This window comes from Kistimonas ophiarachnellae (genome assembly GCF_057552235.1).
Genome location: NZ_BAAJPA010000010.1, coordinates 65,618 through 92,258, shown reverse-complemented (window position 1 = coordinate 92,258; position 26,641 = coordinate 65,618). Strand labels below are relative to the sequence as shown.

At 53.2% G+C, this 26,641-nt stretch carries 22 protein-coding genes and 1 tRNA gene; 6 read left to right on the top strand and 17 right to left on the bottom strand.

Annotation, left to right across the window (positions count from 1 at the left end):
- Positions 1-44: 44 nt before the first annotated feature.
- Entirely contained in the window at positions 45-749 is a 705-nt protein-coding gene (locus tag AC27K1_RS13760; protein WP_487151314.1) for an epoxyqueuosine reductase QueH, read from the bottom strand.
- 291 nt (positions 750-1,040) lie between these two features.
- Here AC27K1_RS13760 and pilB point away from each other — a divergent pair, with 291 nt between their 5' ends.
- Together pilB and AC27K1_RS13750 are read left to right on the top strand one after the other, a co-directional pair.
- Positions 1,041-2,738 carry a type IV-A pilus assembly ATPase PilB gene (gene pilB / locus AC27K1_RS13755; RefSeq protein WP_487151313.1) on the top strand — a complete coding sequence of 566 codons (1,698 nt, stop codon included), beginning with the start codon at positions 1,041-1,043 and terminating at the stop codon, positions 2,736-2,738.
- Positions 2,739-2,836: 98 nt separating this feature from the next.
- Positions 2,837-3,979 (top strand): tRNA nucleotidyltransferase/poly(A) polymerase-related protein, encoded by a 1,143-nt coding sequence (locus tag AC27K1_RS13750; RefSeq protein WP_487151311.1) that lies wholly within the window; start codon positions 2,837-2,839, stop codon positions 3,977-3,979.
- On the opposite strand, the gene folK is transcribed toward AC27K1_RS13750, so the two are convergent.
- From folK to tsaD, 3 genes are read right to left on the bottom strand one after another with little or no spacing between them, the layout of a single operon-like run.
- Positions 3,950-4,501: a 2-amino-4-hydroxy-6-hydroxymethyldihydropteridine diphosphokinase gene (gene folK / locus AC27K1_RS13745; RefSeq protein WP_487151310.1), complete on the bottom strand. Its 552-nt coding sequence runs from the start codon at positions 4,499-4,501 to the stop codon at positions 3,950-3,952. The genes AC27K1_RS13750 and folK overlap by 30 nt on opposite strands.
- A complete protein-coding gene (gene folB, locus AC27K1_RS13740; RefSeq protein ID WP_395179724.1) occupies positions 4,498-4,887 on the bottom strand; it encodes a dihydroneopterin aldolase in 390 nt (129 codons plus the stop codon). The genes folK and folB overlap by 4 nt, the downstream gene beginning before the upstream one ends.
- A 3-nt stretch (positions 4,888-4,890) precedes the next feature.
- Positions 4,891-5,931, bottom strand: a complete 1,041-nt coding sequence (tsaD, locus tag AC27K1_RS13735; protein ID WP_487151489.1) for a tRNA (adenosine(37)-N6)-threonylcarbamoyltransferase complex transferase subunit TsaD — start codon at positions 5,929-5,931, stop codon at positions 4,891-4,893.
- A gap of 341 nt (positions 5,932-6,272) precedes the next feature.
- On the opposite strand from tsaD, the gene rpsU reads away from it, so the two are divergent.
- The 4 genes from rpsU to rpoD all read left to right on the top strand — a co-directional run bounded on the left by rpsU (position 6,273) and on the right by rpoD (position 11,199).
- On the top strand, positions 6,273-6,488 hold the full coding sequence (gene rpsU, locus AC27K1_RS13730; RefSeq protein ID WP_211827878.1) for a 30S ribosomal protein S21: 216 nt from the start codon (positions 6,273-6,275) through the stop codon (positions 6,486-6,488).
- A 124-nt stretch (positions 6,489-6,612) separates the two neighbouring features.
- Positions 6,613-7,068 carry a GatB/YqeY domain-containing protein gene (locus tag AC27K1_RS13725; RefSeq protein WP_395181103.1) on the top strand — a complete coding sequence of 152 codons (456 nt, stop codon included), beginning with the start codon at positions 6,613-6,615 and terminating at the stop codon, positions 7,066-7,068.
- A 174-nt stretch (positions 7,069-7,242) separates the two neighbouring features.
- Positions 7,243-9,084, top strand: coding sequence for a DNA primase (gene dnaG, locus AC27K1_RS13720; RefSeq protein WP_487151307.1), 1,842 nt, complete (start codon positions 7,243-7,245; stop codon positions 9,082-9,084).
- Positions 9,085-9,354: 270 nt separating this feature from the next.
- Entirely contained in the window at positions 9,355-11,199 is a 1,845-nt protein-coding gene (gene rpoD / locus AC27K1_RS13715) for an RNA polymerase sigma factor RpoD (protein WP_487151306.1), read from the top strand.
- Positions 11,200-11,284: 85 nt separating this feature from the next.
- Here the strand turns inward: rpoD and pnp are convergent, their stop codons facing one another.
- The 13 genes from pnp to ftsH all read right to left on the bottom strand — a co-directional run bounded on the left by pnp (position 11,285) and on the right by ftsH (position 26,589).
- Complete coding sequence (gene pnp, locus AC27K1_RS13710; protein ID WP_487151305.1) at positions 11,285-13,390, bottom strand: polyribonucleotide nucleotidyltransferase; 2,106 nt, start codon at positions 13,388-13,390, stop codon at positions 11,285-11,287.
- A gap of 435 nt (positions 13,391-13,825) precedes the next feature.
- Positions 13,826-14,095 carry a 30S ribosomal protein S15 gene (rpsO, locus tag AC27K1_RS13705; protein ID WP_395179729.1) on the bottom strand — a complete coding sequence of 90 codons (270 nt, stop codon included), beginning with the start codon at positions 14,093-14,095 and terminating at the stop codon, positions 13,826-13,828.
- A 283-nt stretch (positions 14,096-14,378) separates the two neighbouring features.
- Positions 14,379-15,317 carry a tRNA pseudouridine(55) synthase TruB gene (truB, locus tag AC27K1_RS13700; RefSeq protein ID WP_487151304.1) on the bottom strand — a complete coding sequence of 313 codons (939 nt, stop codon included), beginning with the start codon at positions 15,315-15,317 and terminating at the stop codon, positions 14,379-14,381.
- Entirely contained in the window at positions 15,304-15,717 is a 414-nt protein-coding gene (gene rbfA / locus AC27K1_RS13695; RefSeq protein WP_487151303.1) for a 30S ribosome-binding factor RbfA, read from the bottom strand. The genes truB and rbfA overlap by 14 nt, the downstream gene beginning before the upstream one ends.
- A gap of 204 nt (positions 15,718-15,921) precedes the next feature.
- The gene (gene infB, locus AC27K1_RS13690) at positions 15,922-18,423 is read right to left on the bottom strand and encodes a translation initiation factor IF-2 (protein ID WP_487151302.1); all 2,502 of its coding nucleotides are present in this window, start codon (positions 18,421-18,423) and stop codon (positions 15,922-15,924) included.
- Positions 18,424-18,449: 26 nt separating this feature from the next.
- Positions 18,450-19,943, bottom strand: a complete 1,494-nt coding sequence (gene nusA, locus AC27K1_RS13685) for a transcription termination factor NusA (RefSeq protein WP_395181110.1) — start codon at positions 19,941-19,943, stop codon at positions 18,450-18,452.
- A gap of 73 nt (positions 19,944-20,016) precedes the next feature.
- Positions 20,017-20,472, bottom strand: coding sequence for a ribosome maturation factor RimP (gene rimP / locus AC27K1_RS13680; protein ID WP_487151301.1), 456 nt, complete (start codon positions 20,470-20,472; stop codon positions 20,017-20,019).
- Positions 20,473-20,867: 395 nt separating this feature from the next.
- A tRNA-Leu gene (locus tag AC27K1_RS13675) sits at positions 20,868-20,953 on the bottom strand.
- Between the two features lie 35 nt (positions 20,954-20,988).
- Positions 20,989-21,396 carry a preprotein translocase subunit SecG gene (secG, locus tag AC27K1_RS13670; protein WP_487151300.1) on the bottom strand — a complete coding sequence of 136 codons (408 nt, stop codon included), beginning with the start codon at positions 21,394-21,396 and terminating at the stop codon, positions 20,989-20,991.
- Positions 21,397-21,402: 6 nt separating this feature from the next.
- Positions 21,403-22,164, bottom strand: coding sequence for a triose-phosphate isomerase (gene tpiA / locus AC27K1_RS13665; protein ID WP_487151299.1), 762 nt, complete (start codon positions 22,162-22,164; stop codon positions 21,403-21,405).
- 103 nt (positions 22,165-22,267) lie between these two features.
- On the bottom strand, positions 22,268-23,605 hold the full coding sequence (gene glmM / locus AC27K1_RS13660) for a phosphoglucosamine mutase (protein WP_487151298.1): 1,338 nt from the start codon (positions 23,603-23,605) through the stop codon (positions 22,268-22,270).
- Between the two features lie 31 nt (positions 23,606-23,636).
- Positions 23,637-24,491: a dihydropteroate synthase gene (gene folP, locus AC27K1_RS13655; RefSeq protein ID WP_487151296.1), complete on the bottom strand. Its 855-nt coding sequence runs from the start codon at positions 24,489-24,491 to the stop codon at positions 23,637-23,639.
- 142 nt (positions 24,492-24,633) lie between these two features.
- Positions 24,634-26,589: an ATP-dependent zinc metalloprotease FtsH gene (gene ftsH, locus AC27K1_RS13650; protein WP_487151295.1), complete on the bottom strand. Its 1,956-nt coding sequence runs from the start codon at positions 26,587-26,589 to the stop codon at positions 24,634-24,636.
- Between the last annotated feature and the right edge of the window lie 52 nt (positions 26,590-26,641).

Genomic DNA, 26,641 nt, shown 5'->3' with positions numbered 1-26,641 from the left:
TAAGGCCCCCATTCACGGCACGCTCCAGCACACAACAGACCTCCCTATCCTGCAGAACGGGCAATCAGCTGCTCATCATCCTCTCCATAGAACTGGGTCAGGCGTTTGATACGCGGCCGACCACACGCCAGACGGTGACGGTTGGTATCCCGCAAACTGTAGACACACCCACAGTATTCCTGCTGATAAAAATGCTCCTGTTTCGATAATTCAATCATCCGCTGGGAGCCACCTTGCTTACGCCAGTTAATTGTCCAGTATTTCACATTGTTGTAATGATCTGCCGCCCGCTCACCTGAGGCGTTAATTTGCGCCATGTTTTTCCAGCGGGATATACCCAGCGTGCTGGAAATAAGCGGGATATGGTTTTCATACGCATACAATGCTGTCCGCTCAAATCGCATATCAAAGCAAACCGTGCATCGCTTGCCACGTTCAGGCTCCTCTTCGAGCCCCTTTACCCGTTCAAACCAGGCATCAGTATCATAATCAGCATCGACAAACGGTATCTCCAGTTTGTCGCAAAAGCGCTTATTTTCATTTTTGCGCATTTCATATTCTTCAACCGGGTGAATATTGGGATTGTAAAAAAGGACGGTTTGATTGAGACCCGACGCCTTAATCGCCAACATGATTTCACCCGCGCACGGGGCACAACAGGAGTGCAACACTATCGTCTCTGCATCACCCGGCGCTGATAACACCGGACGTTCATATTGCGACAGAGAGTATGAATTTGAAGCTGACATAGGCTGGAGTGAAGTAACCAAACATCCCGACTAAGCATGGCACCCCCTTCTCTGCCCTACCAAACGAATTTATTCTTAATCGTCCGCCTGTTGATAATTATGTTGTCTATGCCTGGCCCGCCATAATGGAGAAATCAACAAGATAGCCCCTCTTGTTGTCAAATACTGACCACACCGCCATGAACAGGACAGATGACCAATCGCGACCTTACCTTTATAGTTAAGGGATATACGGACAGCGAAGAATGAATACTGCCGTCAAACAATAAACATGCAAGAGTTCCCCCGCATATGGCAGACACACAACTGACAGGACTTGCCCGTCGCCTTGTCACTGACAACCTTCTGGATGAAGCCGCAGCCATCGGTGCTGTCGAAGCAGCCCGCAAGGACAAGCTTCCACTGATCACCTATCTCGTGCAGGAAAATCTGGTCGATGCCAATATCCTGGCCTCTATCAATGCCGAGATGTTTGGCATGCCTCTGCTTAACATTGATGCACTGGACTTCAACCAGGCGCCACGGGAACTGATCCCTGAAAAGATGCTGCGCCAGCATAATGCCATTCCCCTCTTCAAACGCGGTTCCCGCTTGTTTATTGGCGTATCCGACCCGACCAATGAAAAAGCTGTCGAAGAATTCCGTTTTAATACCGGCCTGCATACAGAAGCCATCCTGATCCCTCAGGACCAACTGGCACTGGGCATCGAAAAAATTCTGGATGGTCCAGACAATGCATTGGACGACCTTGATGATGATCTCGAAGATCTTGATACAGAAGACGGCGCAGCAGTTGAAGAAGAAATATCCAGTGATGGCGCCAATGAAGCCCCGGTCGTTCGCTTTGTTAACAAAATGCTCCTTACCGCAATCAAGAAAGGCGCCTCGGATCTACACTTTGAACCCTATGAAAAAGCTTACCGGGTACGGTTCCGGATTGACGGGGTTCTGCAGGAAATGTCCAGGCCACCAATAGGATTATCTCCCAAGATTTCATCCCGCCTGAAAATCATGTCGGCCATGGACATTTCAGAACGGCGTAAGCCCCAGGATGGCCGGATCAAGCTGAAGCTGTCGAAAACCAAAGCGATCGACTTCCGGGTAAACACCCTGCCGACTCTGTGGGGCGAAAAGATCGTACTGCGGATACTCGATCCCTCCAGCGCACAGATGGGGATCGACATGCTCGGTTATGAGCCCGACCAGAAAGACATGTACATGACCGCCCTGCATAAACCCCAGGGTATGATTCTGGTCACAGGCCCTACAGGTTCGGGTAAAACCGTATCTCTCTATACCGGACTTAATATTCTCAATACCGTGGAAAGAAACATTTCCACTGCTGAGGACCCGGTTGAAATCAACCTGGAAGGGATCAACCAGGTTAACGTCAACCCGAAACAGGGGATGGACTTCGCCCAGGCACTGCGCGCCTTCCTCCGGCAGGATCCCGATATCATCATGGTCGGGGAGATCCGGGACCTTGAAACGGCCAATATTGCCATCAAGGCTGCCCAGACCGGTCACATGGTTCTCTCAACACTGCACACCAACAGCGCCGCTGAAACCCTGACCCGTCTGCAAAACATGGGGGTTCCGGCTTTTAATATTGCAACATCGGTCAATCTGATCATCGCCCAGCGTCTTGCACGGCGTCTGTGTTCCTGTAAACAAAAAGCGGATATTCCCAAAGCCACACTCCTGAAGGAAGGTTTCACCGAGGAACAGCTCGATGGCGTTGTTCTCTACGCCAACAAACCTTCTGGCTGCGAAAAGTGCAACAAAGGCTATAAGGGACGGGTGGGGATTTATGAAGTTGTTTTCATCACACCCGGTATGCAGTCCATCATCATGGAAGAAGGCAACTCGCTGCAGATTAACGAGCAGGCACAGCTGGAAGGTTTTAACAGCCTCCGCCAGTCAGGCTTGCTCAAAGTCCTGCAGGGCGTCACAACCCTGGAAGAGGTGAACCGGGTAACGCAGGATTAAGTTGCCCTGAAAACGATTCTGGTCGGCAAACCTGTCCACACAGGTGCTCCGGCCTTTACAATATCCCCTCTTTTGTTTCCCGGTACTGTTTGTCATCCATGAAAATCTATCTTGTTGGCGGTGCTGTACGCGACAGACTGTTAGGACTTCCCGTCAAGGATCGTGACTGGGTTGTGGTCGGCAGCACACCTTCAGCCATGAAAGCACAGGGCTTTCGCCCCGTTGGCAAGGATTTTCCCGTCTTTATCCACCCCAAAACCGGTGAAGAGTACGCGCTGGCCAGAACTGAGCGGAAATCCGGCCATGGCTATGCAGGCTTCACCTTTCATACGTCACCGGATGTCACCCTGGAAGAAGACCTGCTCCGGCGGGATCTCACCATCAATGCCATGGCGGAAACGGATAATGGCGAGCTGATCGACCCCTACAATGGCCATGAAGACCTGCACAATCGCATCCTGCGCCATGTATCACCGGCCTTTCGTGAAGACCCTCTGCGCATCCTCAGAACGGCGCGCTTTGCCGCGCGCTATGCAACATTCGGCTTTCAGGTTGCGGATGAAACTATGGCACTGATGAAGCTCATGGTGAGTTCTGGCGAAGTGAACTATCTGGTCGCGGAAAGGGTTTGGCAGGAAACCGTTCGTGCACTGGCAGAACCTGCACCCGTCGTTTTCTTTGATGTACTGAACGCCTGCGGCGCCCTGTCAGCATTGATGCCAATGCTGTTGCCAGGTTTCAGTCATGACTCAGCGATTCCACGAACCGCCTTGGCTCGTGCTGCCGAAGAACAGGCTGACACTGTATCCCGCTTTGTCTGTGCAGCTCTCCCATGGGAAGATCAGACGCCCGCCATTAATGCAGCAGACCAACTGAAAACCTTCTGTGCTGATTTAAAAGCCCCGGTTGAGTATCGCGAAATGGCCATACTGGTCGCCAATCACCTTTCCACATGGCTGGCCATGAAAGACGCCTCGCCAGAATCCCTGCTAACTCTGCTGGAAAAAACGGATGTATTCAGGCGGGAGGCGCGTTTTCAGCAATTCCTGTCGATCTGCGAGTTACTGGCTCATACCGTCAACGCTAATCATCAGCAAAGAAACTGGCTGGAAACCGCAGCGCTCGCCTGTAAAACCGTCGATATACAGGCCCTGGTCAAGCAGGGACATAAAGGACAGGCATTAGCCGCGGCAATTCGCCAGGAGCGCCTGTCAGCCATTGCTGCTGCGCTGGCGTCCTGATGCCACTATCGGAGACATCTGTACAGGAGATAGTCCAAAGCTTCGACCATCCTGCAGGAACAAGCTGACTCGATCTTCCATCGGTGACGCAGAAAAGGTCTTTGCCAACTCTGCGTCGGTTTTCTCCATCAAATCCAACGCTTCATCGGCTAACGGCAAAAAGAATGGCTCGTTAACAAACTCTGAGGCATCAACCAGGCTATCTTTGCCGTTCCATAGCGCAAGAATATCCATATCAGCAACACAGGCTCTGCGATGCTCCATCGGGTTAGCATGATCACGTCCCAGCAATTTTTCCTGCTGCTTGGTCCATGCTTTCAGTTCCCGACCGTTCATAGAAGTCTGTATGCCAACTACAACATTCAGAAAGTCATCCGCATTCTCGACACCGACGGGATGGGTTCGGGTGACCGAGCTGATCCAGAGCTGACCAAATCGTTCTGACAACGCCGACACCATGGCAGCGATATGCTGCTCAGGGTCGACGTTACTGCCTAATCCCAGTAATGCGTACTGTGTCACTCAGAATCCTTGTCAGCCGGCCAGTTGATGCCCATCTGTTCTCTGGTCCGGAAACATTCAACGGAAGGAATCGCATCCCGCAGGGCGTGGGGTTTTCGAATCACCAGTTTCACGGACTGTACGGCGAACTCCGTAAAAATCAGTTTCAGGATACCGCCACACAAGGCTTCCAGCAGATGAAAACGGCTCGCCTGGCAGTACTGCTTTACTCGCCGGCTGAGTGTGGCGTAGTCCAGCGCATCCGGCAGGTCATCAGAGACAAAGGCGTCAGAAAAATCGGTACCCAGTTCCAGGTCAATCTGCAGGGGCTGGGGCTCTTCATGTTCCCAGTGATAAAAACCGATAATGGTTTCTACATACAGGTTTTCAATCCGGACCTTATCCACGGCTTATCGGCTCCCATCAGTCACAGGGGTAAGGGTTTCAAGCGGCCATCTTGGCATGGGGCGGATACCCGGAGCATCCCGCTCGCCGGCCAGCAGACGCTGACAGCCGGCATAGGCAATCATGGCGCCATTGTCGGTACAGAAGGCCGGACGCGCATAGTATAACGTTGCGTTTTCCCCAGCTGCCATTTCGCCCAGTTTTTCACGAAGACGTTTGTTGGCGCTGACACCACCGGCAATGACCAGACGCTTCTTCCCGCTTTCACGCAGGGCGCGGCGGCATTTGATCGTCAGGGTATCTACGACGGCATCTTCAAAAGCCCGGGCGATATCGGCACGGGTTTGCTCATCAACCTGACCGTCAATGGTGTGCTGCTGCACGGTATTGAGGGTAAAGGTTTTCAGGCCACTGAAACTGAAATCCAGACCCGGGCGATCTGTCATCGGACGAGGAAAACGGAATCGACCGGAAACACCCTGCTCCGCCAGCGCTGCAACCCTGGGACCGCCAGGATAATCAAGCCCAAGCATCATCGCCGTTTTATCAAACGCTTCACCGGCCGCATCATCGACAGATTCACCCAACAGTTTGTACTGCCCAATACCCTCAACGGATACCAGCTGGGTGTGGCCGCCGGACACCAAAAGCGCTACGAAGGGAAATTCCGGTGGAGTTTCTTCCAGCATCGGCGCCAGCAGATGGCCTTCCATATGGTGTACACCAATCACTGGAACATCCCAGGTAAAGGCGATGGACTTGGCAATGGCCGAACCCACCATCAACGCACCTATCAGACCAGGTCCCCGGGTATAGGCAATCGCGTCGATATCTTCACGGCTGACCTCTGCCTGCGCCATGACGTCACGAATCAACGGCAACACCCGCCGGATATGGTCGCGGGAAGCCAATTCAGGCACTACACCACCATATTCAGTGTGCATATCCACCTGGCTGTAAAGAGCGTCGCCCAGCAGGCCGGCTTCACTGTCGTAAATGGCAATACCGGTTTCGTCACAGGAGGATTCAATCCCGAGGACTTTCATGTGCATCGTATTCCTGGTCAAGTCAGGCTGGGAATAATAAAGGATGCCTGCATCAGGGCAAGCGTCATTACCCGCAGGCCTGCACGGATTGTCAGTGCCAATACGGAAACTATTCCCGAATTCGCCGGTCTACAGGGTAAGCGTATTCGGTACAGCACGGCGCTGTAGTGCGTGATCAGGCGTTCCTCTTGACAAATACTATGCTTGACCGCTATAGCAATCACTCATTACAATTCGCCGCTTTCATTATGTACGGCTACTATTGGCTCTGTACCTATGTGGAAATAAACTGCCGGAAACGGCATCCCATTACTTGATATTTTAAGGAAGGTGAGGCCTGCATGCCTGCTGTCAAAGTTAAAGAGAATGAACCTTTTGACGTTGCCCTGCGTCGTTTCAAGCGGTCCTGTGAAAAAGCCGGTGTTCTGTCCGAAGTGCGTCGTCGTGAGCACTACGAGAAGCCGACCACAGTTCGCAAGCGCAAGGCAGCTGCAGCAGTCAAGCGGCATCTGAAAAAAGTGCAGCGCGAAAATCGCCGTCGCGAGCGTCTGTACTAATCAGTTGATCGACTGATACGACCGGCTGCGGCATTTCGTCGTTTGACCCGGCGCCTTGAATAGGGGTAAGGCCGTCCCCATATAGCGGGCACAGTACTTTATTTATTCAAGGCCGGAGAGATCCATGACTGACAGCACTTTGAAGAGCCGTCTGACTGACGCAATGAAAGACGCCATGCGCGCCAAGGATAAAGACCGTCTCGGTGTTATCCGGATGGCGCTGGCGGAATTCAAACGTGTGGAAGTGGATGAGCGCATCGAGGTGGATGACAGTCGAGGTCTGGCTCTGCTGGACAAGATGGTCAAACAACGACGGGATGCCGCCAGCCAGTTTACTGACGCCGGCCGTCAGGAACTGGCGGACAAGGAAAACGCAGAAATCGTCGTTCTGCAGGATTTCCTCCCCAAACAACTCAGCGATGATGAAATCAGCGCGATCATTGAAGCCGCCGTTACCGAAACGGGCGCAGCTTCCATGCAGGATATGGGTCGCCTGATGGGCGTCATCAAACCCAAGGTACAGGGCGCCGCCGACATGGGTGTCGTCAGCAAGCTGATCAAGGCAAGACTGTCCAACTAACGACAATAGCCTGACAGCACCAACCTGCATCCGTTGGAGATGGCGAAAGTGCACATACTTTCGCCAACGAATCCCTCAACAGATTTCCAACCACGACCGAACCAACCTGTGATACTCTGATTCGAGTAATCGAACACCCCGTACTTCAATCATTCATAGCGATAATGCTGGACCATGGCTGGCCTGATACCCCAACATTTCATTGATGACCTGCTGGCTCGCACCGATATCGTTGACGTAATCAACGACCGCGTTCCCCTGAAAAAGGCCGGACGTAACCACCAGGCCTGCTGCCCATTCCACAAGGAAAAAACGCCCTCCTTTACTGTCAGCCAGGAAAAACAGTTTTATTACTGCTTTGGCTGTGGTGCTAGCGGGAATGCCCTGGGGTTCATCATGGACCTGGAGCACCTGGATTTCCCCGTAGCCGTTGAACAGCTGGCCAGCCGTCTTGGCCTGGAAGTCCCCAGGGAAGATGGAGGCAAGCACCAGCATACCAGCCCTAATCCTGCCTATGAATTACTCACCAAAGCAGCGGATTATTATCAGGAGCAACTGAAGTCACACAGCGTTTCTGAACAGGCTATCAGCTATCTGCGCAACCGCGGCCTTGATGGAAAAACGGCCCGACAGTTCAACATCGGCTTCGCCCCTCCGGGCTGGGACAATCTGCTCAAAACCCTGGGCACCACTCCTGAGCGGGAAAAGCTTCTTACCGATACCGGCATGCTGGTTGAGCATGAGGAAAAGAAAAGCCTGTATGACCGTTTTCGCCACCGCATCATGTTCCCGATTCGCGACCAGCGTGGACGCGTTATCGGTTTTGGCGGCCGCGTACTTGGCGATGAGAAACCCAAATACCTGAACTCACCCGAATCACCGGTTTTCCATAAGGGTCAGGAACTCTATGGACTCTATGAAGCCCGACAGGCTAACCGCGAACTGAAACAGATCATCGTCGTTGAAGGCTATATGGATGTTGTTGCCCTGGCGCAACAGGGCATTACCAACAGCGTGGCGACACTGGGCACCGCCACTACACGTGAACACCTCGAGAAACTGTTCAAACTGACCAGTCAGGTTGTTTTCTGTTTTGACGGTGACCAAGCTGGTAGAAAAGCTGCCTGGCGAGCACTGGAAAACACATTGCCCGAAATGCACGACGGTAGACAGGTACGTTTCATGTTCCTGCCACAAGGCGAAGATCCGGATTCAATGGTTCGACAGGAAGGTAAAGACGCTTTCCTGAAACGGATTCACAATGAAGCCTTAACGCTGGACGACTATTTCTTCAAACAACTGGCCAACGAAGTCGACACCACAACACTGGATGGATGCGCGCGTCTGGCAAAAATGGCAGAACCTTATTTTCAGCAGCTACCCGAAGGCAACTATAAGCTCCTGCTCGACAAAAAAGCTGAAAAAACCATAGGCCTGAAATTATCCAGCGACACACCGACACATTCGCAGCAGTACGAACCTGCCACCGAGTACGCACCCACATACCAGGACGACCCCAGAGACGTCTGGCAAGAGACACCTCAGACATTCAACAGCAAAAAGACATTTAATAGAGATAAACCCTGGCAGAAAAAACAGGAAGAGATCAGCACCCCGAAAATCAGCCTGCGTCTGCAAGATCGCGCTTTACGCCATCTGCTGAACACGCCTTCGCTTGCGACTGAAATTAATATTGAAACGCTGCGCAAAGACGACAGCGTCGACATGCAGCAGTTTGTAAGCCTTGTGGAATCCCTGCAAAGCAATCCACAGCAGACCACTTACAAACTTCTCGGCAGCTGGTATGGCACACAGCTGGGCACCCGTATGACAGAGCTTCTCAAGAACGATATTCCCATCAGCAATCTCGCCCTGCAAAAAGAAGAGTTTTGCCTGACCATTGCACGACTGGAAGCTGACGTTATAAAGCGGCTGGATACCCAAACCCTTAACCCGCTGGAACAGTTACGATTGGCCGCTGAAAAAGCACGACAAAAAAAATCACAAAATACTTGAACTTCTGTTAAAGAATCCCCACTAACGACAGATATTGACTAATCTTTGTGCCGACGCTTTAGCATGACAGCCAAACGTGCAACAATAGCCTTCTGGCAACCTTATTCAGCCATCGGCCCGCGGAGTGGAGGCTCGACATGCAAAAAATGGACGTTGATCACGAATACCTGCACAGGCCAATGCCTATGGCAGGCAACTTCACACATACGCTATAATTGACCGCTTACTGTCAAGCGCCGGCACCACACACATCGCTGTTATAGGGTTGATATGTCCGCAAATTCTCAACAACAATCCCGATTAAAAGAGCTCATCACCCGCGGCAAGGAGCAAGGCTACCTGACATACGCGGAAGTCAATGATCATCTGCCTGAGGATATCTCCGATCCGGATCAGGTCGAAGACATTATCCGCATGATCAATGACATGGGTATCCAGGTTTTCGAGACCGCTCCGGATGCTGATACCCTGATGATGAATGATAGCAGCGCTGACGCCGATGAAGCGGCTGCTGAAGAAGCTGCCGCCGCCCTGGCCGCTGTCGAGCAGGAAGCAGGCCGCACTACCGATCCCGTTCGTATGTACATGCGCGAGATGGGTACCGTTGAGCTGCTGACCCGGGAAGGCGAAATCAAAATCGCCAAGCGTATCGAAGAAGGCTTGCGGGAAGTCATGACCGCACTCTCCAACTTCCCCGGTTCTGTTGAAACCGTATTGAATGAATACGATCGCATCGTCGAAGAAGAAGGCCGCCTCAGCGATCTCTTCAGCGGCTATATCGATCCGGATGCAGAGGTTGCAAACAACACTCCTGAGCCTGATCTTGACGATATTGATGCCAATGACGATGACATCGAAGAAGACGACGATAGCGATGACGACAGCGAAGACGAGCAGGCATCCGGCCCCGATCCGGAAGAAGCTCGTGAGCGCTTCACAGAACTTCGCAATCGACTGGAAAGCTCGCTGAAGGCGATTGAAGCGAATGGCCGTGACAGCAAGGAGGCTAAAACCGCCCTTGCCGAAATGGCAACGGTTTTCATCCCGATCAAACTGGTACCTCGCATCTTTGACCTGCTGGTATTCAGGGTTCGGAATGCGCTTGACCAGATCAAGTTCAACGAACGTACGGTTATGCAGCTTTGTATCCGCAAAGCCAAGATGCCACGCAAGACCTTTATTGAGAAATTCCCGGGCAATGAAACCAACCTGGACTGGCTGGACGCCATTATTGCCGAAGGTCATGCTTACGCACCTGCACTGGAACAGTTCCGTGTAGAAATTCTGCGTGCCCAACGAAAGCTCAAAGCTACCGGCGATGAATTTGCCCTGTCGCTTTCCCAGATCAAAGACATCAACCGACAGATGTCTATTGGTGAGGCAAGAGCCCGCCGCGCCAAGAAAGAAATGGTTGAAGCCAACCTGCGACTGGTTATCTCCATCGCCAAGAAGTACACCAACCGCGGCCTGCAATTCCTTGACCTGATTCAGGAAGGCAATATCGGCTTGATGAAGGCAGTCGACAAGTTCGAATACCGCCGTGGTTACAAGTTCTCCACGTACGCCACGTGGTGGATTCGCCAGGCCATTACCCGTTCCATTGCAGACCAGGCAAGAACCATCCGGATTCCGGTTCACATGATCGAAACGATCAACAAGCTCAACCGAATCTCGCGCCAGATGCTGCAGGAAATGGGACGCGAACCCACGCCAGAAGAACTGGCAGAACGCATGGAAATGCCTGAGGACAAGATCCGCAAGGTCATGAAGATCGCCAAGGAACCGATCTCCATGGAAACGCCGATCGGTGACGATGAAGATTCCCACCTGGGCGACTTTATCGAAGACAGCAACATGGATTCGCCGATTGACTCTGCAACCGGCGAAGGCCTCAAAAACGCGACTCGCGATGTTCTTTCAGGCCTGACCGCCCGTGAAGCGAAGGTATTGCGTATGCGCTTCGGTATCGATATGAATACCGACCATACACTGGAAGAAGTCGGCAAGCAGTTTGACGTTACCCGTGAGCGGATTCGTCAGATTGAAGCCAAGGCTTTGCGCAAGCTGCGTCATCCAACACGCTCAGATCACCTGCGCAGCTTCCTCGACGAGTAACTGCAAGATTTACTGGAAGCAGCCCCGCTGCTTTCAGTAAGCCATAAAAAAGGAGCCTTTCGGCTCCTTTTTTATTTCAGCATTCTCAGGATTGCTGCTCTTTGGCGCGAGCCACTTCCTTCATGCTCAGCTTGATACGACCACGCGCATCAACATCCATCACGATGACGTCGATCTGCTGACCCACCTTGAGGTAGTCATTCACATCGTTGACTCGCTCTTCCGCAATCTGGGAGATGTGCACCAGACCATCCTGACCCGGCAGGATGGTGACAAATGCACCAAACTCAACGATACGGGTGACATTACCCTGGTAGATCTTACCGATCTCCGCTTCAGCGGTTACACCGTAAACACGGTCGTAAGCGGCCTGACAAGCTTCACGGGTATCGGCATAGATTTTGACCACACCGGCATCGTCGATATCAACAGAAGCACCGGTATCTTCACAGATGGAACGGATGGTAGAACCACCTTTTCCGATAACGTCACGAATCTTGTCGGTATCGATCTTGAGCGTCATGGTAGACGGCGCATTCTCAGACAGCTCAGGACGAGATTCACTGATCACCTGATTCATCTGGCTGAGGATGTGAAGACGCGCCTGCAGCGCTTGCTCCAACGCGATATCCATGATCTCTTCGGTAATACCATCGATCTTGATATCCATCTGCAGCGCGGTAACACCGTTAGCGGTACCCGCTACCTTGAAGTCCATATCGCCCAGGTGATCTTCGTCACCCAGGATATCGGTCAGAACCGCAAAGCGCTCGCCTTCCTTGATCAGACCCATGGCAATACCGGCCACCGGCGCCTTCAGTGGCACACCGGCATCCATCAACGCCAGACTGGAACCACAAACAGAAGCCATGGAGCTGGAACCGTTGGACTCAGTGATTTCAGAGACAACACGGATCGTATAGGGGAATTCCTGATCATTCGGCAGCACGGCCTGAATACCGCGACGAGCCAGACGACCGTGACCCACTTCACGACGACCAACGCCCCCCATACGACCGCACTCACCCACAGAGAATGGTGGGAAGTTATAGTGCAGCATGAAGGGCTCACGACGCTCGCCTTCCAAGTAATCAACCAGCTGCGCATCACGGGAGGTACCCATGGTTGTGGTCACGATTGCCTGAGTTTCACCACGGGTAAACAGTGCCGAACCGTGAGTCTTGGGCAGAACACCGACTTCAATGTGCAGCGGACGAACCGTCTTGGTATCCCGGCCATCAATACGTGGCTGACCATCCAGAACGTTCTCACGCACCAGGTTCTTTTCAAGACTGGCGAAAACCTTACCGACACTCTTCGCATCAGCCTGACCTTCTTCATCACCAGACAGCTCAGCAACCGCCTCGGCACGCAGTGCAGACAGTGCATCGTTACGCTTCTGCTTTTCTGCGATCTGGTAAGCTTCAGCAATACGTCCCTGATAAGCACCTTTGACACGCTCGATCAGTGCAGTATTTTCTGCAGCAGGCTGCCAGTCCCAGGCGGGCTTACCAGCCTCTGCCACCAGTTCGTTGATCGCCTGAATAACAGCCTGATATTCCTGCTGAGCGTACAGCACCGCACCCAGCATTTCATCTTCGGTCAGCTCCTTAGCTTCTGACTCGACCATCAGGACGGCATCAGAAGTACCGGCAACCACCATGTCCAGCTCAGACTCTTTCAGCTGCTCAAAGCTGGGGTTCAGGATGTAACCTTCCTCCTCAGTGAAACCAACACGGGCTGCACCGATCGGGCCACCAAAGGGAATACCGGAGATTGCCAGCGCCGCAGAGGTACCTATCATGGCAGCCATATCCGGGTCATTCTTCTTGTCGGTAGACAGAACTGTACAGATAACCTGTACTTCGTTCATGAAGCCCTTGGGGAACAGGGGACGGATAGGACGGTCAATCAGGCGGGAGGTCAGGGTTTCCTTTTCACTCGGACGCCCTTCACGCTTCAAAAAGCCACCGGGAATACGGCCGGCTGCGTAGGTTTTTTCCTGATAGTGAACACTCAGAGGGAAAAAGTCTTGCCCCTCATTCGCTTCCTTGGCACCCACAACGGTTGTCAGTACTGACACATCCCCCATAGTGACCAGCACGGCACCAGACGCCTGGCGCGCAATACGTCCTGTTTCCAGGATAATGTCGGTATCACCGAACTTAAACTGTTTCTTAACCGGGTTCACGGTCATTTCCTTTTTTCAATACAAGATACCGATTGACTCATCGAACTGTCGGTATACAGGATGCAATCCGGAAAGCTGCAACACAGCACTCGGGATTGCACCCGATTCGTTCGATCAGCCTTGAGCCAATCCACCTCAAACAGAGAATGCCCAAAGGCCCTCTCTTTCGCTGACAATGTCCCCGTGTAGCGATTAATACTATTCGCTACCTGTGGGCACATCCGTCAAGCATACGACTTCTGTTTGCTATCGGGAACAGCCGTTACCCACAAACAGAAGAGGCACCGATAAATAAACATTTCCCATGACAAAAAATGTATCGGCGACCCATACAAAAACACCGCTATAAGCTCACCATTCGGCTGCTGATAGCGGTGCCAGCTACCTGTCAGACAGGCAGCAGAGAAAGCAACTCAGTCGTCGCGCAAGCAACAATTAGCGACGCAGACCCAGACGCTCGATCAGGGAACGGTAACGCTCAACGTCCTTACCCTTCAGGTAGTTCAGCAGGTTACGACGCTGGTTAACCATGCGGATCAGACCACGACGAGAGTGGTGATCGTGGATGTGGCTCTTGAAGTGAGACTGCAGACCTTCGATGTTGGCAGTCAGCAGGGCAACCTGCACTTCAGGAGAACCGGTATCACCTTCAGCGTGACCGAATTCCTTAACGATTTCAGCTTTCTTTTCAGCAGACAGGGCCATGATAAAACTCCTGGTTAATATGCTATTTAACAAACCGGGGTTGACCGTGCATATTTACAGCCACCCTTCGGGAATCACAATCAAGCTTGTCATTCCATGGAGTTTCCCATCCAGACCGGTTCGTCGACTAAAAGCCTTCAAAACGACTGAAGTGAGAAAATGAAAGGACGTATTCTATAGCCATACGCCCTTTTTATCACCCTGCAATTGTATCAGATGGTTACGCAATTGCTGTATGACTTTGTAAAGGCCACTACACCCAACACATTACAGGCTTCAGGGATTACTGGTCTTTCTGCTTGATCAAACGGCGAGGTGCAACCAGTCCTTCATCGGTAATCTCACCAATACCAAGGAAGACATCCGGAGCATCCGTCATTGAGCGATAGATCCGAACGAAACCGGAAGTCGGCGCCCGGGGAACCTGAATGGATTGCCCCTGCAGGAGATAGAAACTACTGGCCTCACCCAATGCCACGGCAGGCATCTGGCTTACTGCACTGTCCTGCGTCATCAGCAGATCATCCAGCGCCTTGTGACCACCACCATCTCGCACCTGCTCCAGCGCTTCCAATGTGAAAGAACCTTCCTCGCAGTAAGGACCAGCCTTCAAGCGGCGCAAGTCAATAATATGAGCGCCACAACCCAGCATCTCACCAATATCCTCGACCAGCGTACGGATATAGGTGCCTTTACTGCAATCCACCTCGAGCTCAACTTCATCACCACGGAAAGCGGTCATGGCCAACCGGTAGATATTGATGGGACGGGCTTTGCGCTCAACCTCAATACCTTCCCGTGCAAGCTTATACAGGGGCTGACCATTGTGCTTAATCGCAGAGTACATGGAAGGAATCTGCTCACCGGGTCCGCGGAATTTTTCCAGCACTACTTCAACATCACGCTCGGTAAGCGCCACAGGACGCTCCTGGATGACTTCACCCTCGGAATCACCTGTCGCAGTACGGATACCCAACTTGGCAATCGTCCGGTAACTCTTGTCAGAGTCCAGAAGGTATTGAGAAAGCTTGGTCGCCTCACCCAGACAAACCGGCAACACGCCCGTTGCCAACGGATCAAGACTGCCGGTATGGCCGGCCTTGGCAGCCCCATAAAGACGCTTCACACGCTGCAGAACGTCATTGGAAGAAAGGCCGGTCGGCTTATCAATAATGACAATACCATTGACGTCACGCCCCCTGAACTTCCTACGCCTTGCCATCCGTCGCCTCCTCATCCTGAGTATCGACAACCTGCCGCTCGCTGTCGCTGGCAACGGCTCGGTCAATCAATGAGGAAATATAGCTACCGCGCTCAATGGTTTCATCATAATGAAAACGCAAGGTTGGCACGAAACGGATCTGCATGCGCTTGGCCAGCGTGCTACGCAGAAAACCGGCAGCCTGACGCAGCACGCCAACAGCCTCTTCAACGGCCTTCTGCCCATCCAGACCTAAAAAGGTGACATAGACATCAGCAAACGCAAGATCCTTGCTGACGGATACGGAACTGACCGTCACCATTCCCAGGCGAGGGTCTTTCATTTCCAGCTGCAGAATACCCGCAAGCTCACGCTGCATCTGGTCTGCAATACGCTGGGTACGACTGAATTCTCTTGGCATATGTCTACTGTATACAAACAATCTGCAGGCAATCCGGACGCTCCGTGACAATCTGCCTGCCAAATGACAGATCGCTGTTATCCAAAACAACAGCAGCCTGCCTGCAATGAATTAACATCCTGTACAGCTCCGAAAAACACCCAGAGCCAAAACACAAAAAGCTGCCGAACCCGAAGGTCCGGCAGCTCACCTTAACAGGGAGAATTACAGGGTCCGCTCAACCTGAACAGACTTGTAAACCTCAATCTTGTCACCGACCTTGACGTCATTGTAGTTCTTCACGCCAATACCGCATTCCATGCCGTGTCGAACGTCTGCAACGTCATCTTTGAAGCGACGCAGGGACTCAAGTTCACCCTCGTAGATCACCACGTTCTCACGCAGTACGCGGATGCGCTCATTACGGTAGACGGTACCTTCAATGACCATACAGCCGGCCACCGCGCCAATCTTCGGTGCCTTGAAGACATCACGCACTTCGGCAACACCCACGATTTCTTCGCGGAAGGTGGCCTTGAGCATGCCGGTCAGCGCCTGCTTGACGTCATCAATGATGTCATAGATAACGCTGTAGTAGCGCAGATCCAGACCTTCGGCTTCCACGACACGACGCGCGGCAGAGTCAGCACGGACGTTGAAACCAACCAGAATCGCGTTGGAGGCCAGCGCCAGGTTCGCGTCAGTTTCGGTCAGGGCACCTACGCCGCCGTAGATAACCTTAACGTCGACTTCTTCATTGCCCTGCTCCTGCAGAGCCGCAGTGATCGCTTCCAGAGAACCACGGACATCGGTCTTGAGAACAACCTTGAGGGTTTTCTTCTCGTCAGAGCCCATATCCTTGAACATGTTCTCAAGCTTGGCCGCCTGTTGACGGGCCAGCTTCACTTCGCGGAACTTGCCCTGACGGAACATGGCGATTTCACGTGCCTTACGCTCGTCCTGAACAACCAGCATTTCATCACCGGCATCCGGCGTACCATCCAGACCCAGAATCTCAACCGGGATGGAAGGACCTGCCTGCTCAATGGCTTTACCATTTTCGTCCAGCAGCGCACGTACACGGCCATACTGCTGACCAACCAGCACGTTGTCACCACGGTTCAGCTGACCAGACTGCACGAGTACGGATGCAACCGGACCACGCCCTTTGTCCAGACGGGATTCAATGACCACACCACGAGCCGGACCTTCGGCTACAGCAGTCAGTTCCAGCATCTCAGATTGCAGCAGGACACTGTCCAGCAAATCTTCAATACCCATACCTGTATGGGCAGACACCGGTACAAACTGAACATCACCGCCCCAGTCTTCCGGAATAACATCCCGCTGAGCCAGCTCATTCTTCACACGATCCGGATCCGCTTCGTGCTTATCCATCTTGTTGACGGCAACCACGATCGGTACACCTGCATCACGGGCGTGCTGAATCGCTTCTTCTGTCTGAGGCATGACACCATCGTCAGCCGCAACAACCAGGATAACGATATCGGTTGCCTGGGCACCACGGGCACGCATGGCGGTAAACGCCGCGTGTCCAGGGGTATCCAGGAAGGTGATCATGCCCTTGTCAGTCTGCACATGGTATGCACCGATATGCTGGGTAATGCCACCGGCCTCACCAGACTGCACCCGGGATTTACGGATGTAGTCAAGCAGTGAGGTCTTACCGTGGTCAACGTGACCCATAACGGTCACAACCGGCGCACGGGAAATGCTTTCGCCCTTCTGGACTGACAGCTCCTGCTCGAGGGTATCCTCAATCTGATCCGCCTTGACCAGCTTGACCTTATGCCCCATCTCTTCAACAACGATGGCGGCAGTATCCTGGTCAATCACCTGGTTGATAGTAACCATGGTGCCAAGCTTGAACATGTACTTGACGACGTCAGCGCCCTTGACGGCCATTTTCTGAGCCAGGTCACCAACGGTGATGGTTTCCGGAATAGAAACCTCACGCACAACCGGCGCAGTCGGCTTGGTAAAGCCGTGCTCCATGCCCGCAGACGGCTTGAACGGCTTGCGAGAAAGCGTCGGGCGACGATCATCACGGCGATCCTTACGACCACCCTTACCCTTGGCGCCGCGACCACGACGATCATCATCACGATCATCATCACGCTCTTTCTTGCCGCGTTTGCCAGGAGCACCACGGCGATTGCCGGATTCCGCTTCCTGCAGCTTGGCCTGCTGATCAGCCTGACGACGCTCTTCTTCAGCCTTCAGTCTGGCTGCTTCGTCAGCCTGACGACGACGCTCTTCGTCCTGACGCTCCGCGTCCTCGCGATCACGCTGGCCACGCGCCTTGGAACGTGCCTCCTTCTCAGCGCGCAGACGCACATCGTCTTCGGCACGACGGCTTTCCTGCTGACGACGCTGCTCATTTTCCTGCTCAGCCGCCTGCTCGCTCTTCACGAAGGTACGCTTCTTGCGCACTTCAACGTTAACAATCTTGTTCTTGCCGGAACCGCCTGCCACTTTCATCTGGCTGACAGTCTTCCGCTTCAGAGTTATCTTGCTCGGTTCCGCCACACGGGGAGCTTCACCATGCGCCTGCTTCAGGTGCGCCAGCAAGGCCGCCTTTTCATGATCCGATACAATTTCACCGGGCTCCTTATGGGAAAGCCCTGCATCTTTCATTTGCTGCAGAAGTCGTTCTACCGGAGCTCCGACCACTTCGGCAAGTTGTGCTACTGTTACATCTGCCATCTAACTTCTCCTCTAAAGTGGCCTGCTCAGTTCTCTTCTCCAAACCAGCAGATATTCCGCGCCTTCATGATCAACTCTCCGGCACGTTCCGCATCCAGCCCTTCGATGTCCAGAAGATCATCGGTCGCCTGCTCCGCCAGTTCTTCCAGCGAAGTCACGCCACGGGATGCCAACTCAATGGCCAGCGGTTGCTCCATGCCATCAAGATTCAACAGATCTTCTGCGGGCTGAGCTCCCTTGAGCTTTTCTTCATCAGCGATAGCCTGGGCCAAGAGTTTATCCTTGGCGCGCTGACGCAGCTGGTTAACGATCTCTTCATCAAAGCCGTCAATCGCCAGCATTTCCTCAAGAGGCACGTAGGCCACTTCTTCCAGGTTTGAAAAACCTTCTTCCACCAGAACTGCGGCCAGGTCCTGGTCCACATCCAGCCATTCAACAAAACGGTCAACCAGACGGCCTGCTTCCTGGTTCTGCTTTTCCTGGGCCGCTTCTTCAGTCATCACGTTCAGGGTCCAACCAGTGAGTTCACTGGCCAGGCGCACATTCTGACCGCCACGACCAATTGCCTGCGCCAGGTTGTCTTCGGCGACAGCAATATCCATGGTGTGGTTGTCTTCATCCACGACGATGGAGGCGACTTCAGCCGGCTGCATGGCATTGATGACCAGCTGCACCGGATTATCATCCCAGAGCACGATATCAACACGCTCATTCTGCAGCTCATTGGATACCGCCTGGACACGCGCACCACGCATACCGACGCAGGCGCCAACCGGATCAATTCGTCCGTCATTGGTTTTAACGGCAATCTTGGCGCGGGATCCCGGATCACGAGCCGCTGCACGGATTTCGATCACCTCTTCAGCAATCTCCGGCACTTCAATCCGGAACAGCTCAATCAGCATTTCCGGTGCAGTACGGCTCAGCATCAGCTGAGGACCACGTCCCTCTTCTGAAATATGACTCAGAAGGGCCCGCACATGGGTTCCCATGCGGAAGCTCTCGCGGGGGATCACCTGATCGCGACGCAGAATGCCTTCGGCATTATTGCCCAGATCAATGATATAGGTGTCACGATTGGTCTTTTTAACCGTACCGGCAATCAGTTCACCGACCTTGTCACGGTAAGAATCAACGATTTGCCGACGCTCAGCTTCGCGAACCTTCTGGACAATCACCTGCTTGGCGGCCTGGGCGGCAATACGTCCAAACGCAATGGACTCAACCGGCTCTTCCCAGACGTCGCCAATTTCCAGCGCATCATCCTTCTCCTTGCCTTCATCAAGGGTCAGGTGGGCACCGGGAATATCAAAATCTTCATCCGCCACAACGGTCCAGCGGCGGAACGTATCATAGTCACCGCTCAGCCGGTCAATGGCTACGCGGATATCGACTTCAGTTTCGTAGCGTTTCTTGGTGGCTGCCGCCAACGCCACTTCAATGGCTTCAAAAATAACATCGGGCGGCACGCCCTTCTCATTGGAAACCGAGTCAACGACCAACAGGATCTCTTTGCTCATGCTCTGCCTCTCGTATCGATAAATCTGGTCATTCCTGTCGGGCCTGCGCCGTCATCTTCAGCCAGACACTTTATTAGAACTGAGGAACCACATGGGCTTTTTCAATGACATCCATGGGAAACAGGAATTCATGCCCTTCACAGACAATCACCACTTCGTCACCCTCGACGCCCTTGATCACCCCTTTGTACTTGCGTCGTCCTTCAAACGGAACCCGCAACCGCACATTGACCACCTGACCAACATGGCTCTCGTACTGAGCCAGGGTGAACAGGGGCCGATCAAGCCCAGGAGAAGACACTTCCAGCGTATATTCACCACTGATAGGGTCTTCAACATCCATCACAGCACTCAGCTGTCGACTGACTTTCTCGCAATCATCAACTGTAACGCCCCGGTCGGTATCGATATAGACCCGCAACAGGGTATGGCGCCCCTGCGCCAGGAGCTCGAGCCCCCAGAAGGTGCAGTCCTGCCCTTCGACAACCGGCTCGATCAGCTCGTGTAATACTTCCAGCTTGCTAGCCACTTACACCGCCCTCAGCAACTGACTGTGAACCCTGCCCGCCTCTTTACGCCCCCTGCGTCAGCAGACAGCCACAACCTTCGTGTTGCCAGAAACAGGCGACAATTTAAAGCAATAAAAAATGGGCTATATAGCCCATCCTGCGACCTTGCCCTCAGCAGGGACAACATGCGGATGTCCTGCCGCGGCAACAGCTTATGCCTAGCAAAAAAGCCCCTCTAATGAGGGGCTTTTCCACAATCTTGAAACTGATCCGGCATCTTATTGCCACAAGGGCAATCTACTTTGTTACGACACCTTACAATCAGCTCCTCTAAATGACTGATTAATTATATTGCCATATCACAGAATCGGTCAATTCAGTTGGCCGACACTCTATCGACCACCCATAAATTCGCTGGTGCCGAAGGCGGGACTTGAACCCGCACGTCCGATGGACACCACCCCCTCAAGATGGCGTGTCTACCAATTCCACCACTTCGGCTACACCCAAACTACAACCTTGGCAGACGCATCATGTCATTCAGCAGACTTCGACACATCTCCCTCAGAAGACGCGGCAGAGTCTATCACAGGGGCATCGGAAGAATCTACAGAAATTTCATCCACCATCGGCGCATCCGTATTCACCACAGGTACCTCCTGATAGGTCTCAGTCACTTCTGCAGGCACACCCAGATCCAGCATGGAATCCGCCTTCTGCTTGGCCAGCATCGCCAGGCCAAAGCTGGTCAGGAAGAAGACTGTCGCCAACGCGGCCGTCACACGACTGAGAAAACTCGCCGAACCCTGGCTGCCAAAAACAGTCTGAGAGGCACCACCCCCAAAGGATGCACCGGTATCTGCCCCCTTACCCTGCTGCAGCAGCACGAGCGCCACCAGGGCAATAGCAATAATGACATGAATAATTAGAATCACTGTTTCCATCTAGATTTAACCTGCAGCTCTACAGATAGCAAGAAACTCTTCAGCCTTGAGCGATGCGCCACCCACCAGGGCACCATCCACATCCAACTGACCTAAAATATCGACCGCGTTCGACGCCTTGACGCTGCCACCATACAGAATACGGGTCCGCGCAGCCATGCCAGGGCAACGTTTTTCAAGCAATCCGCGAATTTCAGCATGCACATCCTGAGCCTGCTGCGGTGTCGCCGTTTTGCCCGTGCCTATCGCCCACACCGGCTCATAAGCAATCACGAAATCATTGAGTAAAGACGCATCCACACTATCAAGCACCGCACCGAGCTGACGACTCACAACCGACATCGTCTCACCCCGCTCACGCTCTTCAAGCGTTTCACCGACACACAAAACCGACACCAGATTCTGACCGGCAATCAGCGCAAACTTAGCTGCAACCACCGCATCCGACTCTGCATACAGCGCACGCCGCTCAGAGTGACCCACCAACACATAGGCACACCCAAAATCCGCCGCCATAGCAACAGCCGTTTCTCCGGTATAAGCACCCGCCTCACCCTCTTGTGCACAGACATTCTGCACACCCCAGGCGACAGATGAACCATCCAGCGCGTCTTTTACCTGGGAAAGATAAATTGAGGGAGGAAAAACGGCTACCTCTGTCTTGTCGCAACCCTCCGTCAGGCCAGCGGTCAGGCCATCCAAAAGCCCGGTAATCATGGTACGGGAACCATTCATCTTCCAGTTACCGGCAACCAACGGCTTGCGCATACTACACCTCGGTCAGAATGAAGGCTCGGAATGTTAGCGTACCGGGGTGCTTTAGACAACCAGCGTGATTGTCAAGCACCCTCGATTCAAACCAACGGAAACATCATCCCAGCTGGGCTTCGACGACATCAGCGAGCTCACGACAACTGTCCGCAACCTCCTGATACTCTTCACCTTCTACCATCACCCGGATCAGAGGCTCCGTGCCAGACGGACGCAAAAGCACACGTCCCCGTCCCGCAAGTCGGGCTTCGACAGCGCGCAACGCTTCGGCAACCGCAGGATTAACAGACACATCCACTTTCTCAGGCAATCGAACATTAATCATCACCTGAGGATATTTGGTCATATCCGATTTGAGATCATGCAGTGATCGTCCAGTCTCTACCACCGCTCGCAACACCTGAAGCGCAGACACAATGCCATCGCCGGTGGTAGAAACATAGCGGCAAATCATATGACCAGAAGACTCACCACCCAACTGCCAGCCTTTTTTCAACAGCAGCTCATTGACATAACGGTCACCCACGGCGGCACGCTCAAACGGAATACTCAGATCCGACAACGCTTTTTCCATGCCGAGGTTACTCATAACCGTCCCGACAACACCACCGGCCAGCTCACCACGGGCACGACGGAAAGCGGCTGTGATATAGATGAGTTCATCCCCATCAACCACTTCACCTCTCTGATCAACCATCATCAGTCGATCACCGTCACCATCAAACGCGATACCAAGGTCGGCTTCGCGAGCAACAACTTCCGCACGCAGGGCATCCAGATGGGTGGAACCGACATCCTTATTGATATTCAGACCGTCAGGTTGCACGCCAATGACGTCAACCGTGGCGCCGAGCTCCCGGAACACCGCCGGACCAACATGGTAAGTCGCACCATGCGCACCATCGACCACAATTTTCAGGCCAGACAGATCCAGTCCCAAACCAACTGTCGCCTTACAGTATTCGATGTAACGACCCGCCGCATCTTCAATACGGCGTGCCTTACCAAGACAGTCAGGCTCAACAACCTCAAGAGGCTCATCCAGCATTCGCTCAATTTCAAGTTCAACATCATCCGGCAACTTGTCACCACGGGATGAGAAGAACTTGATGCCATTATCGTGATAGGGATTATGGGAAGCACTGATCACAATACCCGCACAGGCATTAAAGGTACGCGTAAGATAGGCAATCGCCGGCGTCGGCATAGGGCCGAGCAACCAGACATCCACACCAGCTGCAGACAAGCCCGCTTCCAGCGCCGACTCAAACATATACCCGGAAATGCGGGTATCCTTCCCGATAATAACGCGGTTTGCCCCCTGCCCGGCAAAGACCCGCCCAGCAGCCCAACCCAGCTTGAGGACAAAGTCCGGCGTAATCGGAAACTCTCCGACACGACCGCGAATACCATCAGTACCAAAATACTTACGCGCCATTCTCGCAATCCTTTCTCTACCACCGCATGCCTTATGCGGCTTCATTCAACGCTTTCAGCGCCATAACCATATTCAATACATCCGCACTTTCTGCAACATCATGGACGCGCAGGATGTGGGCACCAGCATTCAGCACCAGTGCCGCCACCGCCAGACTTGCAGGCAAGCGCTCACTGGCCGGACGATCAAGAATGGCGCCAATAAATGACTTACGGGACAAGCCCGCCAGAACAGGCATCCCCATATCAAGAAACTCGGAAAACCGCTGAATCATGGCCAGATCGTGGGGCGGCGCCTTGCCAAACATGCCACCACCAAAACCGGGATCCAGAATGATCTGTTCTTTTTTGACACCGGCCTCGACGGCAGCCGCCACCCTGTCGGCCAGATAGGCTTTTACATCAGTGACGACATCATCATAATGCGGCACAAAACCGGGTTCAGGCTGTTCACGTAACGAATGCATAAGAATGACGGGTAAATCTAATTCAGCCGCAGCCTGTAATGCGCCATTACGCGTCAGTGCTCGTACATCATTAATAATACCTGCACCACCAGCCGCACCAGCCCGCATGACATCCGCTTCACTGGTATCCAGGGAAATCACCACATCCAGTTCGCGACGAAGGGCTTCAATGACAGGCACTACCCGATCAATTTCTTCCTGAACTGTAATAGTCTGCGCACCGGGACGGGTAGATTCACCGCCCACATCAACAATGTCTGCGCCCGCTTCGACCATCTCAACCGCATGCCGAACGGCTTTATCGAGCGTATTGTAACGTCCGCCATCGGAAAAAGAATCCGGCGTGACATTCAATATCCCCATAATCCGTGGGCGAGACAAATCGAGCAACCGATCCGGGCAGTTAAACACTGTTTGCATGATTCAGTTCCGGGAATGATTAAAGTACGCGGAGTATAAGTGCCCATCCGCGATTTTGACAAAAGCAATACCCGCATTGTCACAACACCGCGAAACAACAAAAAAGCCCGGACAATTCCGGGCTTTTTCATTTCACTGGCGATTAGCCTGCCGACCCGGGAACAGAACCCGCATCACCTTCTTCAGAAGGCTTGGAGGACGAATCATCAGCATCACTCGCATCAGGCGCTTCTGATTCAGCAGCCGCACCACCACTGCCATTGGACTCATTCCAGTCACGGGGCGGACGAGGTTTCTTACCAGCCATGATATCGTCGATCTGATCAACACCGATGGTTTCATATTCCATCAATGCATCCTTCATCAGTTCGAGCTTATCGCGATTTTCTTCAAGAATACGCTTCGCCTCACCATAACACTCGTCGATAAGGGCGCGAACTTCTTCATCAATCACTTTGGCCGTTTCACCACTGACATTCACATGATGAGCACCCTGACTCTTACCCAGGAAGACTTCACCTTCTTCTTCGGCATAGAGAAGCGGCCCCAGCTTTTCAGACAAGCCCCACTTGGTCACCATACTGCGCGCCATCTGGGTTGCCTGCTGGATATCATTCGATGCCCCGGTTGAAACACCATCTGCACCATACAGCAACTCTTCTGCAATACGCCCACCGTACAGTGAAGACAGTCGACCCAACAGATAGCGACGGCTATAGCTGACCTTGTCCTCTTCAGGCAGGTACATGGTGACACCCAGCGCACGGCCACGGGGAATAATGGTCACCTTATAAACAGGATCATGCTCAGGCATCATGCGACCGACAATGGCGTGACCGGCTTCATGGTAAGCGGTCATTTCCTTGTCTTTCTCACTCATCACCATGGACTTACGCTCAGCGCCCATCATGATCTTGTCCTTGGCAAGATCAAACTCTTCCATGCGCACAACACGGCGATTGGAGCGAGCGGCAAACAGGGCTGCTTCGTTAACCAGGTTAGCCAGGTCAGCACCGGAGAATCCGGGCGTACCACGCGCGATAACAGCCGGATTCACGTCATCAGAGATCGGCACCTTACGCATGTGCACTTTCAGAATCTGCTCACGACCACGAATATCCGGCAGCGGTACCACGACCTGACGGTCGAAACGACCGGGACGCAACAATGCAGGGTCGAGTACGTCAGGACGGTTAGTCGCAGCAATGACGATGATGCCGTCGTTGGCTTCAAAACCATCCATTTCAACCAGCAACTGGTTCAGTGTCTGCTCACGCTCATCGTGACCACCACCGAGACCGGCACCACGATGACGACCCACCGCATCAATCTCGTCGATGAAGATGATGCAGGGCGCCTGCTTCTTGGCCTGATCAAACATGTCACGGACACGGGAAGCACCCACACCCACGAACATTTCCACAAAGTCTGAACCGGAGATGGTAAAGAAAGGTACCTTGGCTTCACCGGCAATGGCCTTCGCCAGCAATGTCTTACCGGTACCCGGTGAACCGACCATCAGGACACCACGGGGGATACGGCCACCCAAGCGCTGGAACTTGCCCGGATCTTTCAGGAAATCGACCAACTCCTGAACATCTTCCTTGGCCTCATCCACACCCGCCACATCGGCAAAGGTGGTTTTGATCTGGTCTTCAGACAGCAGGCGCGCCTTGCTCTTACCAAAGCTCATGGGACCACCACGGCCGCCACCACCGCCCTGCATCTGGCGCATGAAGAACATGAAGACCGCGATAATCACCAGAATCGGGAAGCTGGCTACCAGCAACTGGGTCCAGATGCTTTGCTTTTCAATAGGCTTGGCATCAACCTGGACGTTGTTACGCAGCATCTCGTCCATCAACTTGTCGTCACGAACGGTGGGCGGCAGGTTGACTTCAAAGCGCTTGTTATCGTTGAGAACACCCGTCAGCGTATAGCCATCAATGGTCACCTGACTGACCTGACGGTTATCCACCTGGGTAATAAAGTCGGAATAGCTAATCTTTTGCGTAGACGTCTGCATCCCGTCAAAGTTCTTGAAGACGGTCAGCAGCACAAGGGCGATGATCACCCATAAAATCAGATTTTTTGCCATGTCGTTCAAAGTGTCTACCCTCACTGAGCGTATACGGTACGGCTGGACACTC

Excerpts from the sequence above, each read along its gene's own strand:
- dnaG (WP_487151307.1), top strand. The coding sequence starts at position 7,243 with ATGGCTGGCCTGATACCCCAACATTTCATTGATGACCTGCTGGCTCGC.
- glmM (WP_487151298.1), bottom strand. The coding sequence starts at position 23,605 with ATGGCGCGTAAGTATTTTGGTACTGATGGTATTCGCGGTCGTGTCGGA.
- tsaD (WP_487151489.1), bottom strand. The coding sequence starts at position 5,931 with ATGAAAGTCCTCGGGATTGAATCCTCCTGTGACGAAACCGGTATTGCC.
- pilB (WP_487151313.1), top strand. The coding sequence starts at position 1,041 with ATGGCAGACACACAACTGACAGGACTTGCCCGTCGCCTTGTCACTGAC.
- folP (WP_487151296.1), bottom strand. The coding sequence starts at position 24,491 with ATGCAAACAGTGTTTAACTGCCCGGATCGGTTGCTCGATTTGTCTCGC.
- ftsH (WP_487151295.1), bottom strand. The coding sequence starts at position 26,589 with ATGGCAAAAAATCTGATTTTATGGGTGATCATCGCCCTTGTGCTGCTG.
- tpiA (WP_487151299.1), bottom strand. The coding sequence starts at position 22,164 with ATGCGCAAGCCGTTGGTTGCCGGTAACTGGAAGATGAATGGTTCCCGT.
- infB (WP_487151302.1), bottom strand. The coding sequence starts at position 18,423 with ATGGCAGATGTAACAGTAGCACAACTTGCCGAAGTGGTCGGAGCTCCG.
- secG (WP_487151300.1), bottom strand. The coding sequence starts at position 21,396 with ATGGAAACAGTGATTCTAATTATTCATGTCATTATTGCTATTGCCCTG.
- rpsU (WP_211827878.1), top strand. The coding sequence starts at position 6,273 with ATGCCTGCTGTCAAAGTTAAAGAGAATGAACCTTTTGACGTTGCCCTG.
- rpsO (WP_395179729.1), bottom strand. The coding sequence starts at position 14,095 with ATGGCCCTGTCTGCTGAAAAGAAAGCTGAAATCGTTAAGGAATTCGGT.
- truB (WP_487151304.1), bottom strand. The coding sequence starts at position 15,317 with ATGGCAAGGCGTAGGAAGTTCAGGGGGCGTGACGTCAATGGTATTGTC.
- AC27K1_RS13760 (WP_487151314.1), bottom strand. The coding sequence starts at position 749 with ATGTCAGCTTCAAATTCATACTCTCTGTCGCAATATGAACGTCCGGTG.
- AC27K1_RS13725 (WP_395181103.1), top strand. The coding sequence starts at position 6,613 with ATGACTGACAGCACTTTGAAGAGCCGTCTGACTGACGCAATGAAAGAC.
- rpoD (WP_487151306.1), top strand. The coding sequence starts at position 9,355 with ATGTCCGCAAATTCTCAACAACAATCCCGATTAAAAGAGCTCATCACC.
- rbfA (WP_487151303.1), bottom strand. The coding sequence starts at position 15,717 with ATGCCAAGAGAATTCAGTCGTACCCAGCGTATTGCAGACCAGATGCAG.
- nusA (WP_395181110.1), bottom strand. The coding sequence starts at position 19,943 with ATGAGCAAAGAGATCCTGTTGGTCGTTGACTCGGTTTCCAATGAGAAG.
- AC27K1_RS13750 (WP_487151311.1), top strand. The coding sequence starts at position 2,837 with ATGAAAATCTATCTTGTTGGCGGTGCTGTACGCGACAGACTGTTAGGA.